Origin of the sequence: Hydrogenophaga sp. ANAO-22 (assembly GCF_042466645.1) — a bacterium.
In the GTDB taxonomy this organism is placed as follows: Bacteria; Pseudomonadota; Gammaproteobacteria; order Burkholderiales; family Burkholderiaceae_C; genus Hydrogenophaga.
On the sequence record NZ_CP159956.1, the window covers coordinates 1,186,169 to 1,202,323 of the forward strand.

At 64.3% G+C, this 16,155-nt stretch carries 14 protein-coding genes and 2 pseudogenes; 6 read left to right on the plus strand and 10 right to left on the minus strand.

Annotation, left to right across the window (positions count from 1 at the left end; all coding sequences use genetic code 11):
* Nucleotides 1-136: 136 nt before the first annotated feature.
* Together ABSY19_RS05545 and ABSY19_RS05550 are read left to right on the plus strand one after the other, a co-directional pair.
* Entirely contained in the window at nt 137-2,506 is a 2,370-nt protein-coding gene (locus ABSY19_RS05545) for a heavy metal translocating P-type ATPase (RefSeq protein WP_297400176.1), read from the plus strand.
* Between the two features lie 159 nt (nt 2,507-2,665).
* Nucleotides 2,666-2,980 (plus strand): hypothetical protein, encoded by a 315-nt coding sequence (locus ABSY19_RS05550; RefSeq protein WP_297400174.1) that lies wholly within the window; start codon nt 2,666-2,668, stop codon nt 2,978-2,980.
* A gap of 171 nt (nt 2,981-3,151) precedes the next feature.
* On the opposite strand, the pseudogene ABSY19_RS05555 reads toward ABSY19_RS05550, so the two are convergent.
* The 7 genes and pseudogenes from ABSY19_RS05555 to norR all read right to left on the minus strand — a co-directional run.
* Nucleotides 3,152-3,487 (minus strand): annotated as a pseudogene (locus ABSY19_RS05555) (nitric oxide reductase transcription regulator); the annotation flags it as partial.
* A gap of 365 nt (nt 3,488-3,852) precedes the next feature.
* Nucleotides 3,853-4,434, minus strand: a complete 582-nt coding sequence (locus ABSY19_RS05560) for a hypothetical protein (protein ID WP_297400170.1) — start codon at nt 4,432-4,434, stop codon at nt 3,853-3,855.
* Nucleotides 4,431-5,078 (minus strand): SCO family protein, encoded by a 648-nt coding sequence (locus ABSY19_RS05565; protein WP_297400168.1) that lies wholly within the window; start codon nt 5,076-5,078, stop codon nt 4,431-4,433. Before ABSY19_RS05565 ends, ABSY19_RS05560 begins: the two co-directional genes overlap by 4 nt.
* A gap of 42 nt (nt 5,079-5,120) precedes the next feature.
* On the minus strand, nt 5,121-5,729 hold the full coding sequence (locus ABSY19_RS05570; RefSeq protein ID WP_297400166.1) for a cytochrome c: 609 nt from the start codon (nt 5,727-5,729) through the stop codon (nt 5,121-5,123).
* Nucleotides 5,730-5,748: 19 nt separating this feature from the next.
* Nucleotides 5,749-6,396, minus strand: a complete 648-nt coding sequence (locus ABSY19_RS05575) for a cbb3-type cytochrome c oxidase subunit II (RefSeq protein WP_297400164.1) — start codon at nt 6,394-6,396, stop codon at nt 5,749-5,751.
* Nucleotides 6,386-8,038: a cbb3-type cytochrome c oxidase subunit I gene (locus tag ABSY19_RS05580; protein ID WP_297400162.1), complete on the minus strand. Its 1,653-nt coding sequence runs from the start codon at nt 8,036-8,038 to the stop codon at nt 6,386-6,388. Before ABSY19_RS05580 ends, ABSY19_RS05575 begins: the two co-directional genes overlap by 11 nt.
* A 657-nt stretch (nt 8,039-8,695) precedes the next feature.
* Nucleotides 8,696-10,237 carry a nitric oxide reductase transcriptional regulator NorR gene (gene norR / locus ABSY19_RS05585; protein WP_382159939.1) on the minus strand — a complete coding sequence of 514 codons (1,542 nt, stop codon included), beginning with the start codon at nt 10,235-10,237 and terminating at the stop codon, nt 8,696-8,698.
* A gap of 154 nt (nt 10,238-10,391) precedes the next feature.
* Here norR and hmpA point away from each other — a divergent pair, with 154 nt between their 5' ends.
* Nucleotides 10,392-11,585 (plus strand): NO-inducible flavohemoprotein, encoded by a 1,194-nt coding sequence (hmpA, locus tag ABSY19_RS05590; protein WP_297400157.1) that lies wholly within the window; start codon nt 10,392-10,394, stop codon nt 11,583-11,585.
* Nucleotides 11,586-11,866: 281 nt separating this feature from the next.
* Here the strand turns inward: hmpA and ABSY19_RS05595 are convergent, their stop codons facing one another.
* Complete coding sequence (locus ABSY19_RS05595) at nt 11,867-12,778, minus strand: LysR family transcriptional regulator (RefSeq protein WP_297400155.1); 912 nt, start codon at nt 12,776-12,778, stop codon at nt 11,867-11,869.
* A gap of 62 nt (nt 12,779-12,840) precedes the next feature.
* Between ABSY19_RS05595 and ABSY19_RS05600 the strand changes: the two genes are divergently transcribed.
* The 3 genes and pseudogenes from ABSY19_RS05600 (at nt 12,841) to ABSY19_RS05610 (ending at nt 15,011) form a co-directional block, all read left to right on the plus strand.
* On the plus strand, nt 12,841-13,719 hold the full coding sequence (locus tag ABSY19_RS05600) for a class I SAM-dependent methyltransferase (protein WP_297400153.1): 879 nt from the start codon (nt 12,841-12,843) through the stop codon (nt 13,717-13,719).
* Nucleotides 13,720-13,854: 135 nt separating this feature from the next.
* A pseudogene (locus ABSY19_RS05605) lies at nt 13,855-14,737 on the plus strand (transposase); the annotation flags it as partial.
* A gap of 10 nt (nt 14,738-14,747) precedes the next feature.
* Nucleotides 14,748-15,011 (plus strand): DUF2892 domain-containing protein, encoded by a 264-nt coding sequence (locus tag ABSY19_RS05610; protein ID WP_382164020.1) that lies wholly within the window; start codon nt 14,748-14,750, stop codon nt 15,009-15,011.
* A gap of 20 nt (nt 15,012-15,031) precedes the next feature.
* Here ABSY19_RS05610 and ABSY19_RS05615 read toward each other — a convergent pair whose 3' ends face one another.
* Nucleotides 15,032-15,730, minus strand: a complete 699-nt coding sequence (locus tag ABSY19_RS05615; protein WP_297400151.1) for a succinate dehydrogenase iron-sulfur subunit — start codon at nt 15,728-15,730, stop codon at nt 15,032-15,034.
* 55 nt (nt 15,731-15,785) lie between these two features.
* Complete coding sequence (fdxA, locus tag ABSY19_RS05620) at nt 15,786-16,109, minus strand: ferredoxin FdxA (RefSeq protein WP_297400149.1); 324 nt, start codon at nt 16,107-16,109, stop codon at nt 15,786-15,788.
* Between the last annotated feature and the right edge of the window lie 46 nt (nt 16,110-16,155).

Genomic DNA, 16,155 nt, shown 5'->3' on the forward strand with positions numbered 1-16,155 from the left:
ACTGGTTGGCGATCAATTTTCAGGTTCCCCGCCGTTCGCCGGGGCAAGGAAGGCGACACTGAGAATGCTTGATCTTGCCATGGCAGCAAGGTTCACACTGGTATTCCTGCGGAGATGATTGAACGGAAAGGAACCCATGCACACTCAAAATCACCACGACCACGCGGGCCATCACGGCCGCGCGTCGAAACCACTTCATCCTGCGACCGGGCTGAAAGACCCCGTGTGCGGGATGGCGGTCACCGAGCAGTCGCCGCACCACCTGGAGCACGCGGGGCGACCCTACTATTTCTGCAGTTCGAAGTGCCAGGCCCGGTTTGCCGCCGAACCTGCCCGGTTTGTTCACGCCGAGACGGGGAGTCATGCTGTCCCAACACCCGCGCCGCAGGGCAAGCCCGGCACGGTCTACACCTGCCCCATGCACCCGGAGATCCGCCAAGACCACCCCGGCAACTGCCCCAAATGCGGCATGTCGCTGGAGCCGGTCATGCCCGACCTGGATGCCGACGAGAACCCCGAGCTGGTGGACTTCCAACGGCGCTTCTGGTGGACCTTGCCGCTCACGGTGGTGGTCACCGTGCTGGCGATGTTCGGCCACAACCTCGGCTGGTTCGACATGGCCACACAGAGCTGGATCGAGCTGGTGCTGACCGTGCCGATCGTGCTGTGGGCCGGCTGGCCATTCTTTGTGCGCGGCGCGCAATCGATCGTGAACCGCAGCCCCAACATGTGGACGCTCATCAGCCTGGGCACCGGTTCGGCGTTTGTGTACAGCGTGGTGGCCACGGTGGCGCCGCAGGTGTTCCCCGACTCCTTTGTGTCGATGGGGCGGGTGTCGGTGTACTTCGAAGCGGCGGCGGTGATCATCTCGCTGACCTTGTTGGGTCAACTGCTGGAACTCAAGGCACGGTCCCAAACCTCGGCCGCGATCCGCTCATTGCTGGGTCTGGCACCCAAGACCGCGCGGCGCATCGCGGCCGACGGCCAGGAAGAAGACGTGCCGCTGGCCCATGTGCACGTGGGCGACCTGCTGCGTGTGCGCCCCGGCGAGAAGGTGCCGACCGACGGCACCGTGGTCGAGGGCAGCAGCGCACTCGACGAATCGATGCTCACGGGCGAGCCGCTGCCGGTGACCAAGCGGGTCGGTGACAAGCTGATCGGCGCCACGCTCAACACCAGCGGAGCATTGGTGATGCGCTCCGAGCACGTCGGCTCGGACACCGTGCTTTCGCAGATCGTGCAGATGGTCGCCATGGCACAGCGCTCGCGTGCGCCCATGCAGCGCATGGCCGACCAGGTGGCGGGCTACTTTGTCGTGGGTGTCGTGGCGGTGGCGCTGCTCACCTTCTTCGGCTGGGGCTTGTTCGGGCCCGAGCCGAGCTGGGTCTATGCCCTCATCAATGCGGTGGCCGTGTTGATCATAGCGTGCCCCTGTGCCCTGGGCCTGGCCACGCCCATGTCCATCATGGTGGCGACCGGGCGTGGCGCCACCAACGGCGTACTGTTCCGCGACGCCGCCGCCATCGAAAACCTGCGCAAGGTCGACACGCTGATCGTCGACAAGACCGGCACGCTGACCGAAGGGCGCCCCACCTTCGAACGTGCCATCGGGCACGGGAACGTCCCCGAAGATGAGGTCTTGCGCCTCGCCGCCAGTCTGGACCAGGGCAGCGAACACCCGCTGGCCGCCGCCATCGTGACCGCAGCGAAGCAACAGGGGCTCGCGCTCGACAAGCCCGAGCAGTTCGACTCCGAGTCCGGCATCGGGGTCAAGGGTGTCGTGAGCGGCAAGCCCCTGGCCTTGGGCAACACGGCGCTCATGCAACAGCTGGGGGTGGACGTAGCGCCCCTGGCCACCGAGGCCGAAGCGCTGCGCGCGCAGGGTGCCAGCGTCATGTACCTCGCGGTGGACAAGGCACTGGCCGGTCTGCTGGCCGTGTCCGATCCGGTCAAAGCCACCACGGCCGCTGCGCTGGCGTCGCTGCGCCAGGCGAACATCCGCGTGATCATGGCCACCGGCGACGGCCTGACCACCGCACGCTCCGTCGGCCAGCGCCTGGGCATTGATGAGATTCACGGCGAAGTGAAACCAGCCGACAAACTCAAACTCGTGGAGAAACTCCAGGCAGAAGGCCGCGTGGTGGCGATGGCGGGGGATGGCATCAACGACGCGCCAGCGCTGGCGCGCGCCGACGTGGGCATTGCCATGGGCACGGGCACCGACGTGGCCATGAACAGCGCCCAGCTCACCCTGGTCAAAGGCGACCTGCGCGGCATTGCCACGGCCCGCGGGCTCTCGGTGGCGACGGTGGCGAACATGAAGCAGAACCTGGCGTTCGCCTTCGTCTACAACGCCCTGGGCATTCCGCTGGCCGCGGGCTTGCTGTACCCGTTCACCGGCTGGCTGCTGTCACCCATGATCGCTGCGCTGGCCATGAGCCTCAGCTCGGCTTCGGTGATCGGCAACGCGCTGCGGCTGCGCGGTGCCGTGATCCGGGAGGAATAGCCAGGACGCAGCCCGGGCGGGAAGGGACTTTCCTTTCAGCGCGGACGACACGGCAACTGCACCAGGATCGGATGGGATGCCAGTGGTTCAGTGCAGGTTATCAGATGACCTGGACTCGACCATCCCTAGGCGTTGGAGTCTTGATGCTCGAATCACTGAATGTTCAAGAAGCTCTTGTTTCGCATCGCCCTGAACACCGCTCTGCGCGAGCTCGGTATACAAACGACTGCTCTGAATCCGCAATTTCGAAACGAGGTTGTCGATCTGGTGACGAAAAATGGTCTCTCACCCAAGGAAGCGGCCATCGGGATCTACGCTGTGATCGCCGATCGGATGAACGTGATCGACCGCATGGCGGCCCAGGATGTTGTTCGTGAATGGCGACTTCGGCCAGAGGTCCGTGAGACCAACTTTCAGCTCGCGCTCCATGGGCAGTTTTTGGCCTCTCAAACTCCTCCGCTGCGTGAACACTGAAAGACCTAGGATGTCCCCTTTCGCAAGGGCTTGGCAGTCCTCAGACCGAATTCCATTCGGCGAGTCACCTCAGAGAGGACACCGTCATTCGTCGCGGTGCGAACGGGCCGATGACTTCACTAACCGCTCGATCAAGACACGCAACAATACGAACAGCGCGTCGACTTCACCCTACGCCTTGAGTCCCAACCGACGCGCCAGCTTGTGCAGGTTGCGGGGATCCAGTTCCAGCTGGCGCGCGGCTGCCACCCAGTTGTCCTGATGCAGCGCCAACGCTTGGCGCTGGCTGGCCTCGATGACCTCGTGCATCGAATCCAAGCGCGACACGATCACCATTGCACCGGGGACCTGATCTGAAAGCGCGGCCCTGCTAGCGGGCATCTCCAAGGCATCGAGGTCGAGCATGTCAGCCTCCAGCGTGACGATGTCTTTGCGGTCCGCGCCGCGGCTCACCGCCTTCAACGCCGCGCGACTGATCACACGCTCCAGTTCGCGCACATTGCCTGGCCTGTCGGCGAAGAAGGTTCAAAGCATGGAGGACCTTTTTAAGGGCCGGCACTTTGAGCGCGAGATCATCGTGGGCAATGGTATTCATGAACTGGATGGTGCGAACCCGCGCGTACTTCAGCTGTTCGCCAAGGCCGCCCGGTGCACCTTCGGTAACCTGGTGTTCATTTGGCGATGCCACCGGCGCTGCAGGTCGTGCTCAGTTTTTTGGGCAATGCACCAGCGTTGGTGAAGCCAGGACGCCAACAGAGCCAAGCGCGTCACTGACCCTGCGATCCTCCACCGATGTGCCCGATCGCTGCCTCAGATATTGCTTGCATCTGGGTCGTGAAAGCGGTGGCCAATCCTGCGCCAGCATGTCGAAATCAAGAAGCCAGTATCCGCAAACGGCGTGCCACATGTACAAACCATCCGACGACCAGCACACCGCAGAGCCAAAGCAGGCCGCTGGCCAGTTGCTCCTGATCGTCGATCCGGTATGCGTTGCACAGCCGGATCGGGGAATCCTGGTACAGGGTCGCGATGACGACCGTCATCGGTACGACACTGCCCAGAAAAAAGGCCTGAACCACCAGCCCCGCCGCGCGCCAGGAGGGCCGCAGCACGGCGCCGGCAAACAGCAAGGCTGCGACCTTGGCACCTTCGACTCGCAAGTCGACCAACGCCAGGTCGAGCACGCGCGGGATCATCAGCACCGCGAGGAACAAGGCGCAGGCGCCGAGACCGGCAATGCCCAGGACGTTCCATTCGGACAAACGCGTGGCCAGCTTCGACGGCAACGACGCGCCCAGCAGCGCACCCGCCAGCATCACGGCCGGATATTGCACGAGCATGTGCAAGCTCATGCTGGACTCCAGGGCCGGCCGCAGCGGGGGCGCCATCAGCAAGGCCAGCAGCGCGATGCCCATGGCGAACTGAAAGTGGGTCGCCTTGCGTGGCTGCGTCACGGCGCGCTCCCGTCGGCGAGCGCGCGAGAGAACGCCAGCGCCGTCTCCCATTCGTCATGGTCGAACATTCGCACCAGGCGACCTGCCGGATCGACCACCAGCAGCGCGGCATTGTGTTCGAAGCCACCGAGATCGTCGGCAATCACCGTGACCTGGTAGTGATCGAGCAGGCGCTGGCCCACCGACGCGTTGGCGGGATGGGCAACCCGGGCGAAGCGCCAGATGCGCGGGTTGGCCTTCAATCCGGTCGCATAAGCCGCGAGCACAGCAACGTCGTCGTGTTCGGGATCGAAGGTGATCGAAAGCAGTCGCACCTTCGAGGCCAGCGGCGAGCGTTCGCTCTCGGCGATGGTCGATTGCATCTGCTGGAAGGTACTTCCCAAGGCCGCGCACACGCTGACGCAGCGCGTGTACATGAAGTCGACGAGGGTCACGGCGCCCTCGTGTGAAAAGATTTGCGCCAGCGTCTGCCGCTCCAGGCCGGGACCTTCCATCGCGACAGGAAGGGCCGCCAGGGGACGCGTCGCGACCTCCAGGCGGCGTGCGCCTTCGGCGGTCCAGACCCTGAAGTCGAGCGTCAGCCAATGCGCGGCCGCATACGACAGCAGCGCGAACAAGACGCTGGCGATCGTTGTGCGTGTCATGGTGAACCGCCAGTCATCACGCACGGGATGGACCTTGCCGGCTCAGGAGGTCTTGGCGGTCAGGGCTTTCAATTCCGCGCCACCTGCAAACGGTGCTGTGCGGGGATTCCCCTTGCGCTCCTGGTCGAACAGTTCCGGCTGGATCGGCTCGGCCTTGTTCGACCAATTGCCGCGGATGTAGCTTGCGAGCGCTGCCAACTCCGGATCGCCCAGTTGATTGAATGCAGGCATCGCACCCTTGTAGACCGCACCGGCGACCTCCATCTCGCCGGTGACGCCATGCAGCAGGATGTTGGCCACCAGGCGCGGATCGCCGACAACCCATTCCGATCCATCGAGCGGTGGGAAAACGCCGGGCAGCCCTTTGCCGGTGGCCTGATGGCAGGCCACGCAGTTCGCGGTGTAGAGCTGCTTGCCGTCAGGTTGGGCGCCGCCAGCGGCAGGCGCGGGGCCGGACAGCTCGGCGACCGTTCGGCGGTCGCCGAGCCCTGACGTGCCAAACGGGTCTGACAGCAAAATATAGGCCGCTCCGAACAGCACCATGCCGACGGCGACCGCTGCGACCACCAGTGGCATCGGTCGACGCACTTCGTCCGGCTCGGCGTTTTCGCGCTCCTGCGGTGGTCGATGGGGGTCGGTTTCGTTTGACATGCTCAGTTCCCGCCTGTGCTCAGGAGCCGGCGGCCGGCGCGACCTTCGGCGGCACCTGGGCATCGCCCTCCGGTGAAGGTGCAGGTGGTGGTGGAGGCAGGATGGGGTAGGTGCGATTCAGCGCCTGCAGATACCGCACCAGATCCAGGGCCTCGGGCTTGGGCACGACCACGCGGCCCTTGGGGGCATACCCCGGCGGCAGGGCCAGAACCTCCTCACCGTCGTCGGCCGCCTCCTTGATGTCGAACAAGTACGGGTACGACGGCATGTTCGAACCCGGCGAATAGGCGCGCGGCTGGTAGAGGTGGCCCAGATGCCAGTCCTTGCTGGGCTGGCGCGCGCCGATGTTCAGCAGGTCCGGGCCCGTGCGCATGCTGCCCAGCAGATGGGGCTTGTCGTAGAAATAATCGCCCGGCACCGATGCGCGCCCCCATCCGCGCTCGAAGTCGGGCCCGAAGCTGCGCGTGCGTGGTTGCTGGCTGTGGCAATAGACGCAGCCGTTGGCGATGTACACCGCCCGCCCACGCAACTGAGCGGTGGTGTATTCCTTGAGGGCGGGCGGCTTGGGAATGTCGCGAACCTCGATGTAGGGCATGACGACCAAGGCGGCCGTTGCCACGGCCAGAGACACCATGGCACCGGCCGCCAGCTTGATCTCATTTTCCATGCGAGAGCTCCTGCTGGCCCTGCTGCCAGAAGAGCGCCGCACCCGCGCGCGTGGGGCCGAAGCGCAAGGCCATCGCCAGGAAGTGGCCGACGAACACAACGTGGCTGGCGACCATCAAAGCGCCTCCGACACTGCGCCATTTCAGATAGGGGTAGGTCAGCGTGACGGAGTCCATGAAGGGCCGCGCGGCATCGAGCATGGCCAAGCCTTGCAGCCAACCGCCGATCGACAGTCCAACGAAGTAGATGGAGGCACCGATCGCCGCCAACCAGAAATGCAAGCTGATCAGGCGCGGGTACGGCCACTCCCAGTTCAGCACCCGAGGCATCATGAAATAGATGGCGCCGAACAACACCATGGTGACGAAGGCGTAGGCACCCAGATGCGCATGCGCCACGGTGAAGTGCGTGAAATGGGTGATCTGGTTGACGCTGCGCAAGGCCTCGAACGATCCCTGGAGCGAGGAGAGCATGTACATGAGGCCGCCGAACATCATGAAGCGCAGCGTCGGTGAATAGCGCGCCAGATGCATGCGCCCCTGCATCGTCAAAGCCATGTTGATGGTGAAGGCGATCACCGGAATGATCATCATCATGCTTTGCACGATCGACAGCGTGACCAGCCATCCAGGGACCGGGCCTCCCACCAGATGATGCCCACCCACCTGGCCGTAAAAAAAGGCCAGCGTCCAGAAGCCGAGAATGGACACGTTGTAGGAGCGCACCGGGCGGCCGATGATCTTGGGCAGGAAGTAGTAGATGGCGCCCACGCTGACCGGCGTGAACCACAGGCCCAGCACGTTGTGGCCGTACCACCAGTTGGTGGTCGCCTGCTGGACACCGGTGTGTACGCCAGGCATCTTGCCAACCAGGTAGAGCAACGCGATCCACAACAACGCCGCCACCATGTACCAGACGCTCACGTACATGTGCTCTACCTTGCGGTTGACCAGCGTGAACAGCACCGGCAGGATGACGAGAGCGAAGCCGAGAAAGATAAAGATGCCGATCTGCCACGGGATCTCCAGATACTCCATGCCATCGGTCCATCCCACCGCGATGGCACCCACGCCACCGGCAATTCCGGTGTTGATGAGCGCCCCGCCAAGCATGGCCCAGATCCCGCCGAGCAGGCGCGTTCGCAGCAGCCGGGGCAGCAACCAGAGAATCATGCCCAGCGCCGCGTTGGTGATCCACCCGTAGAGCACCGCATTGAGGTGGACGCTGCGCAGGCGTCCGAAGGTCATCCAGGCCTCGCTGACCAGCCAGTCGGGCTCGTGCAGCTTGATGGAAGACACCAAGCCAGCGACGGAGCCGAGCAGCAACCAGGCGCATGCGAACGCGATGAACATGAACACCGGAAACGCGGTAGAGGTATCGGCCTCCAGGCGGGCGTGCATTTCATCGGGGTCGGCGGCGTGCGGTTCGATGCCCGATTGCGTGGCCGCCGCCTGCATCGACTCTCGCGCTGCATCGCCCAGCGCCGGGTCGTCCACTTTGCCGATCTCGCCGCGTGCAAAGATGACAGAAGCCGCTTTCGAATTCTCCACCAGCAGTCCGCTTCGCATGGACCAGATGAAGATGAACAGGCCGATGATCGACAGGAGGAATGCGCCCAGCAGGCTGAGGATGGCGCTGTCCATCAGTGGCTCCACGTGAGCTGCTTGCAGACCGGTCGCAACTTTTGCGCCACGCGGATCTGGGGCCCATAGGCCCTCGAATCACATGTCATCGCTACTCGCTTTCTGCAGCGCGGAGCCGGGATCCACTTGGAAGGAAAATCACGACCCGAAAGGACTGCAAGTGATCGTTCCTGAAGATGCGCGCTGTATCGATCTTAAAGAGCGTTTCAAAGCGCGTCAAACAATGGGCTGGCGCCTGCTGCGGTGAACCCCGCTTGCTCGCTGCGTCACCAGGCGACGTAGACATTGCTTTGGCCAGCATCACGATGGCAAGGGCTCGGCAGAAAACGTTCAGGTGCGAGCAAGTGCGGTGCCAATTGCAAGCCGCAGTTCATGCCGACCTCCTGCGCGCAACACGCATGCGTCGTCCATCATGTCCCCTGCACGATGGTGACTAGCACGCAGGCATCTTCCAGCGCGTGCAGGCTGTGTGGCTCACCACCGCGCATAGAGCAGTTGTCCCGCCTGCAGCTTCTGCAAATGCTCGGACGTTGACTGGTTGGCGACCAAGGGAATCAAGCCTCTTAACTGATCGCGGCAGTGCATCGTCGGCTTTCAGCGGCGCGTTGGTTGTGCACCGATTGCTTCAGTGATCGCAAACGCGCTGGTGCAGCGTGGTCACTGGCGTCCAGGCTGAGCGCTGGACGGTTTCTCTTCCGTGGAGATCAACCTCATGCGCCGGGCCAGGCGGTGGAAATTGCTGCGGTCCATGCCGGCCTCCTCGGCCGCGCGTGCCAGCGAGCCCTGGTGGCGCGCGATCGCCGCCTTCATCCAGCGGCGCTGGAATGCCTCGGTGGCGGCGCGCAGGCCCCCCGAGGCAGGGGCCAAGCCTTCTTCGACCCCTGTCGGCCCGACCGACGCGCCGGTGACCTGAAGCGCCAGATGCCGAGACTCAATACCGATCCAGCGTCCACTGCGCCCCTGCTCCGAGAAGGCACGCAGCGCTGCGCGACTGAGCAGGTGTTCGAGTTCGCGCACGTTGCCAGGCCACCCGTGCGCGAGCAGCGCCGCGTTGGCTTCGGGCGTCAGGCGCAGGTTGCGCGCGCCCAGGCGGTGCTGGTTCTCTTCCAGGAAACTGCCTGCCAGGGTCAGCACATCGCGGCCCCGTTCGCGCAGCGGCGGCACCTGCAGCGGATAGACCGAGAGGCGGTGGTACAGGTCGGCGCGGAAACGCCCGGCCGCCACTTCGCCGCGCAAGTCGCGGTTGGTGGCCGCCAGCACGCGCACGTCCACGCGCAACTGCTTGTCGCTGCCGGGGCGCTGCAGCTCGCCGCTTTGCAACACGCGCAGCAGCTTGGCCTGCACCGGGAGCGAGAGCTCACCCACCTCGTCCAGGAACAGCGTGCCACCATCGGCCAGTTCGAACTTGCCCACGCGGTCTTGCACCGCGCTGGTGAACGCGCCTTTCTTGTGGCCGAACAGTTCGCTGTCGGCCAGGCCCTCGGGCAGCGCGGCGCAATTGATCTGCACCAGCGCCTGCTCGGCGCGCGAGGAACGCAGGTGCAGCCGCTGCGCCACCAGTTCCTTGCCCACGCCGGTCTCACCGAGGATCAGCACCGTGAGGTCGGACGCGGCCACGGTGTCGATCTCGCGCTTGAGCTGCTGCATCGCCGCGCTCTTGCCCAGGAGTTCGCGCGGTGCGGCCACGCCAGCGCGGCGCTCGCGTGCCAGCGCCTGCTCGTGCGCGGCGCGCGCGTGGGCCGCGTGCAAGGCCTCGCTGGCTTCGATGCCGGCTTCCAGCAACGCCACCACCGCCTGCAGCTGCGGCGGGGCCACGGCGTCGAAGGCGTGTGAATTCAGCGCATCCAGCGTCACCAACCCCCACAGCTTGCCGGCGTGGCGCAGCGGTGCGCCCATGCAGTCGTGCACGGCCAGCAGTTCGCGCTGCCCGGCCACCAGGCCGTCGTAGGGATCGGGCAAGCCGCAGTCCGCGGCAAAGCGCAAGCTCTGCGAGCTGCCCAGCAACTGCGCGAGGCGCGGATGGGCCGCAACGGGGAAGCGGCGACCCATGGCCTCTTCGGTGAGGCCGTCCACGGCCACCGGCATCAAGGCGTCGTCATGCAGGCGCAGCAGCACCGCCGCGTCGCAGGCCACCAGGCCGCGCACCGCGGCCAGCAGCGATTTGAAGTGCCTGTCGGCGGCGGCGGCTGGTGTGGTCATGAGGACAACGCGTGGTCAAAAAGACATCATTGAACGGTGGTCAATTTAACCACGATCAAAAAAACCTCTTTGCAGATCAAGTACTTGCTGGCACCATTCATATGGCACGTTTGTTGAATAGCCATAGGCCTCTTCATTCAACCGTTGCGCCCTCATGCCCCAGTTCTCCGCCCAGACCATTGCCCTCGTCAAAGCCACCGTGCCGCTGCTCAAGCAGCAGGGCGAGGCCATCACCCGGCACTTCTATGCGCTGATGTTTCGCGACCACCCCGAGGTCAAGGCCTTCTTCAACGAGGCCCACCAGGCCCAAGGCAGCCAGGCGCGCGCGCTGGCCGGTGCGGTGCTGGCCTACGCCACGCACATCGACAACCTCGACGCCATCGCGCCGGCGCTGCCGCGCATCGTGCAGAAGCACGCCGCCCTTGGCGTGCTGCCCGAGCACTACCCCATCGTGGGCGCCTGCCTGTTGAAGGCGATCCGCGAGGTGCTGGGTGAGGTGGCCAGCGACGATATCCTCGCCGCCTGGGGCGAAGCCTACGGCGCACTGGCGCAGTTGCTGATCGACGCCGAGGAGCAGGTGTATGCCGCCAACGCGGCGCGCGAAGGCGGGTGGCGCGGCACGCGCACGCTGCGCCTGTCGCGCAAAGTGGTGGAGAGTGAACTGATCACCTCGTTCTACCTGGAGCCCGTGGACGGTCAGGCCCTGCTCGCGTTCACGCCGGGGCAGTACCTCACGCTCGTGCTCGAGATCGACGGCCAGGCCGTGCGGCGCAACTACTCGCTGTCGGATGCGCCGGGCAAACCCTGGTACCGCATCAGCGTCAAGCGCGAGGCCGGCGGCCACGCGTCCAACTGGCTGCACGACCACCTGCAGGTGGGCATGGAGGTGCAGGCCCAGGCGCCGTGCGGTGATTTCCTGCTGGACACGCAAGCACGCCGGCCGCTGGTGCTGGTCACGGGGGGTGTCGGTATCACGCCGGCCATGAGCATGCTGGAGGCCAGCGCCGCCAGCGGTCGACCCATCCACTTCATTCACGCGGCGAGACACGGTGGCATTCACGCTTTCCGTGAGCGTGTCGAGAGTCTCGCTGCGGCACACGGCAATGTGCAGCCCTTCTACGTGTATGACGAACCGCGCGAGACCGACCAGCCGCATGCGATGGGTTTCGTGACCGAAGCGCTGCTGGCCGAACAGCTGCCGGCCGACCGGGATGTTGACCTGTACTTTCTCGGCCCCAAGCCTTTCATGAAATCGGTCTACGCCAGCGGCCGCGCGTTGGGGATCCCCGAAGCGCAGTTGCGCTACGAGTTCTTCGGGCCGCTGGAGTCGCTGAGCGTGGCGGGCTGATCCCTTTTGCTTCAGCCTACAAAAAAACAGCGGTTCATCAACCTTCTGCGATGATGTTTAGCATATCGAAGTAGTTGCGTAGTCCTCGCATTGCCCTTCTCGGCGCGCCCAGACCGGCAGGGAGTCGGGACAAACGTGAAGATCCTGCTTCTGAGTCAGGCGCGGGCGCAAGAATGAAACGCTCGAGGGGGACTTGCAATCGGGTTTGAGTAGGCACTGGCTAAAGGTCCTTGCGGCGGGGAATGAAACCTGGTCGGTGGTGCGAGTGAAGGTCGTTTCCATCAGCCAGTGATGATCGGGCGAAGCGTCTCTATTTCGCTGACGATGAAGTCGAAGAACGCGGACACACGCGGCGTGCGCCGCAATTCCGGCGTCGTCAGAACGCGCCAGATGCGGGTGAGTTCCGCGACAGGCTCGATGACTCGAACGAGATCCGGTTCGGCGTCGCCCAGGGCGATGGGCAGGGGCGCCACGCCGACCCCCGCTTTGGCGGAGTAGACCAAGCCCAACACGCTGTTGCTGCGCGCGACCAAGGTGGCGTTCGGTGCGACCTTGTGCAGCCACGCTGCGATACGGTGTTTGGCCATCGTGTCATCGAACCCGACCAGCGCGTGTTGCGCCAGATCTTCGAGTCTTTCCGGTCGACCGTGGCGCTCGATGTACGCCCGGCTGGCGTAGATCGCCCAGATCGAATCGCCGATCTTTCGTCCGACGAGCTCGCCGTCATCGGTGTCACCGGAACGAAGGGCCACGTCGACTTCGCCTCTCATCAGGTCGATGTATTTGTCGCTCATGACGAAATGCACTTGCAGCGCCGGGTGAAGGGCGTGAAACCGTTCCAGCAACGTCGATTGCGTGATCCGAAAGACGATGGGTTCGGGACAGGTCACGCGGATGACGCCCGCAATGTCGGCGGTAGCGGTCGCGATGTGCTGTTCGAACGCCGTCACGGCGTGCTCGACGCGCTCAGCGTACGGCAGCAGCGCCTGCCCGAACTCGGTCAGTCGATACCCGCTCGGCTCGCGCTGCACCAGCGCTTGCCCGATGCGCCGTTCGAGCTCGACGAGCCGCCGTTGCACCGTCGATTGGTCGACGCCCAACGCACGGCCGGCTGCCAGCGTGCTGCCGTGGCGCGCGACGGCAAGCAGATGCTTGAGATCGTCCCAGTCGAAGCTGTGGGGGGTATGCGCCATTGCGGCCCCATTGTGCAGTTTTGCGCCTTACGCCGCAAAGCCTTTGAGCCTAGGCCGACGACATGAACCCATCAATCACCGACGGACAGGCCTTCAAGGCGGGCATGCGCATCCAGTGGGACACGGCCGCTGCGGGCTGGAACGCACACACGACGGACATCCGCGCATGGCTGCGCAAGCCGACCGACGCCATGTGCCGCATGGCCGGGGTGACTGTGGGCTCACGCGTGCTCGACGTCGCGGCCGGAGCGGGCGACCAGGCCCTTGACATCGCGGCGCAGGTAGGCCCACAGGGCCACGTGCTCGCCACCGATCTTTCGCCGGCGATCGTCGCGCTGGCTCAGGTGAACGCAGTCAACGCCGGCTTCGGCCATGTCGAGACCCGGGTGGCCGATGGCGAAGATCTGGGCGTCACCGAGGCTTCCTTCGATGTCGCGGTATGCCGACTCGGTCTGATGTTCTTTCCCGACCCGCTGCGGGGACTGCGCGAGATTCATCGCGCGCTGCGCCCCGGCGGTGGCGTGTGCACGATGGTGTTCTCTCGCCCAGAAAAGAATCCCTGCCTCACCATCCTCATGTCGACGGCTCTCAAGCACGCCGGCCTGCCGGCGCGCGACCCATTTTTACCCGGGGGTCTGCTCAGCCTGGGGCAGCCGGGCCGGATCGACGCACTCTTCAAATCAGCGGGGTTCCAGAGCGTCGCGACAATGGCGTTCGATGCGGTGTTCCACCTGCCGTCGGTTGATCACTATCTCGCCTTCGTTCGCAGCTCGGCGAGCCCCCTCTTGCAGCTCCTCGGTCATCTTGACGCGGCGTCGGCCGAAGCAGCCTGGGACGAGATGCGGGATCGGTTGCAGGCATTCACCACGCAGGCAGGTTGGGACGGGTCCCAACGAGCTGCTGTTGACGGCGGGTCGTCGTCCCGAGGAGGCGCCATATAACACCTGATCCATTCGAAACACGCACCTGAGCGGCGGCGTTTTCTGCGCCGGGGCAGGAGGGCTCGCGGCCTTGGCCACCCTGTCGTTCGACCAACCTTCAACCAAGAGGTGTCTATGGGACGACCCGCAGGATGGATGAAGCAATTGACAGGGAGAGACGCGATGCGATCTCCTGGGGCGCCGTGGCTTCGACGTGAGATCGAGCGGCAGTTCTGGAAGCAAATCGCCACCGGGATCACGAGCGAGAAGGCCGCGGAGGCCGTAGGGGTCTCCCAGCTGGCTGGTTCCCCCTGGTTCCGTCATCGTGGCGGCATGCCCTTGTTTCTTTCAAGCCCCATATCTGGAAGGTATCTTTCATTCGCCGAGCGTGAAGAGATCGCACTTCTGCGAGCCCAAGACGCTGGGGTAAGGGAGATCGCTCGAATCATCGGGAGAAGTCCCTCGACGGTCTCACGCGAACTGACCCACGATGCTGCAACGCGCAGTAGGAAGCTCGAGTACCGGACGTCGGTCGCACAGTGCAAGTCAGAGTTAGCCGCGACAAGGCCCAAGCCGGCCAAGCTCGTGAAGGACCAGCGTCTGCGCCAATACGTCCAAGACCGTCTTGAGTGCAATATCCGATGCTCAATGCAGCGGGATTGCGGGACCTCGGCAAGCTCCATATATCGGGCGTAACAAGCCCCATCGTGGTGATAGCAAGTGGGTCAATGGATGGTCGCCAGAACAGATCGCAATCCGACTGCAGGTCGACTTCCAGGATGATCCGTCCATGCGCATCTCACACGAAGCCATCTATCAGACGCTCTACATCCTGGGTCGAGGCGCCCTCAAGCGCGAGCTGGTCAGCTATCTGCGCACAGGGCGTGCTTTGCGCACGCCACGGGCCAGGTCCCAGCCCAAAGCGTGGGCACATGTCAGTGAAGAGGTGATGATCTCCAGCCGTCCTGCGGAGGTGGAAGATCATGCTGTACCCGGTCACTGGGAGGGGGTCTTGATCATCGGCATACAAGCCCGTGCTCGGTGCCGCTGTGGCCTCACTGGAAGAATGGTTGTCGGTGAGCGGGCTCCGCGACGGCGCCCTCGTTGACCCGGAAGAGGACAACAGCGCAGCCTATCTGAAGCCCCCTGAACGCACTCTGACCGAGTTCCTTGATCCCTGCCCATCCGACCACCACTTCTGGAGAATCACCATGACCACGAACGTCGGCGCTATTGACCGCACCGTGCGTATCGTCATCGGCCCTTCCCTCATCGCCGGTGCCGCCCCCAGCACGATCGGCCTGTGGGGCTAGAAGCCTTCGACTCGGTGCTCTTAAACAATGCGCCGCACCATCATCTCCTTGATCTTGCTGATGGCCCCCGCAGGGTGCAGTCCTTTGGGGCACACGTCCACGCAGTTGAGGATGTCGCGGCAGCGAAACAGCCGGAACGGATCGTTGAGGTGGTCCAGCCGCTCGGCGGTGGCCGAGTCGCGGCTGTCGACAAGGAAGCGGTAGGCCTGCAACAGTCCGGCCGGTCCGACGTATTTGTCCGGGTTCCACCAGAAGCTCGGGCAGGCCGATGAGCAGCAGGCACACAGGATGCATTCGTACAGCCCATTGAGATCTTCCCGCTCCTCGGTCGACTGCAGGCGTTCCCGCTCCGGGGGCGAAGCCGGGTTGATGAGGTAGGGCTTGATCGAGTGGTACTGCTTGAAAAATTCGGTCATGTCGACGATCAGGTCGCGAATGACCGGCAAGCCGGGCAAGGGTTTGAGCGTCACCACGCGGTTCAGCGTTTTCATGTTGGTGACGCAAGCCAGCCCGTTCTTGCCATTGATGTTCATGGCATCGGAGCCGCAGATGCCTTCGCGGCAGGAGCGCCGAAAAGACAGGCTCGGGTCCACGGCCTTGAGGCGCACAAGCACATCGAGCAGCATGCGGTCCCCTGGGTTGACCTCAAGCTCAATCGTTTGCATGTACGGCCTGGCGTCGACATCCGGGTCGTAGCGGTAGATCTTGAAGGTGTGCATGGGGTTCATTCCGTGGTGGCGCCTTCGCGCATGGCGCGAACACCCGTTGTGTTTCTCAGCGCTTGAGCTCCGACAACTTCGATGTGACCTGGCTCCACGCTTCGGCGTCTGGCAGCGGCAGCCTGGTGCGCACGATGGGCTTCCATTCGCGCGCCAGCTCGGCGTTCAAAGCCGTGAAGTGCAACTGATCGCTCGGCACATCCTCTTCGGCATAAATGGCGCTGACCGGACATTCCGGGACGCACACGGCGCAGTCGATGCAGTCGTCGGGGTCGATGGCGAGGAAGTTGGGCCCTTCTCTAAAGGCGTCCACCGGGCACACATCCACGCAGTCGGTGTACTTGCAGCGTATGCAGGCTTCGGTGACGACAAAGGTCATGGATGCGCCCCATCAGGATGTGCCACGGCAGATGCAGCCGGTGGGG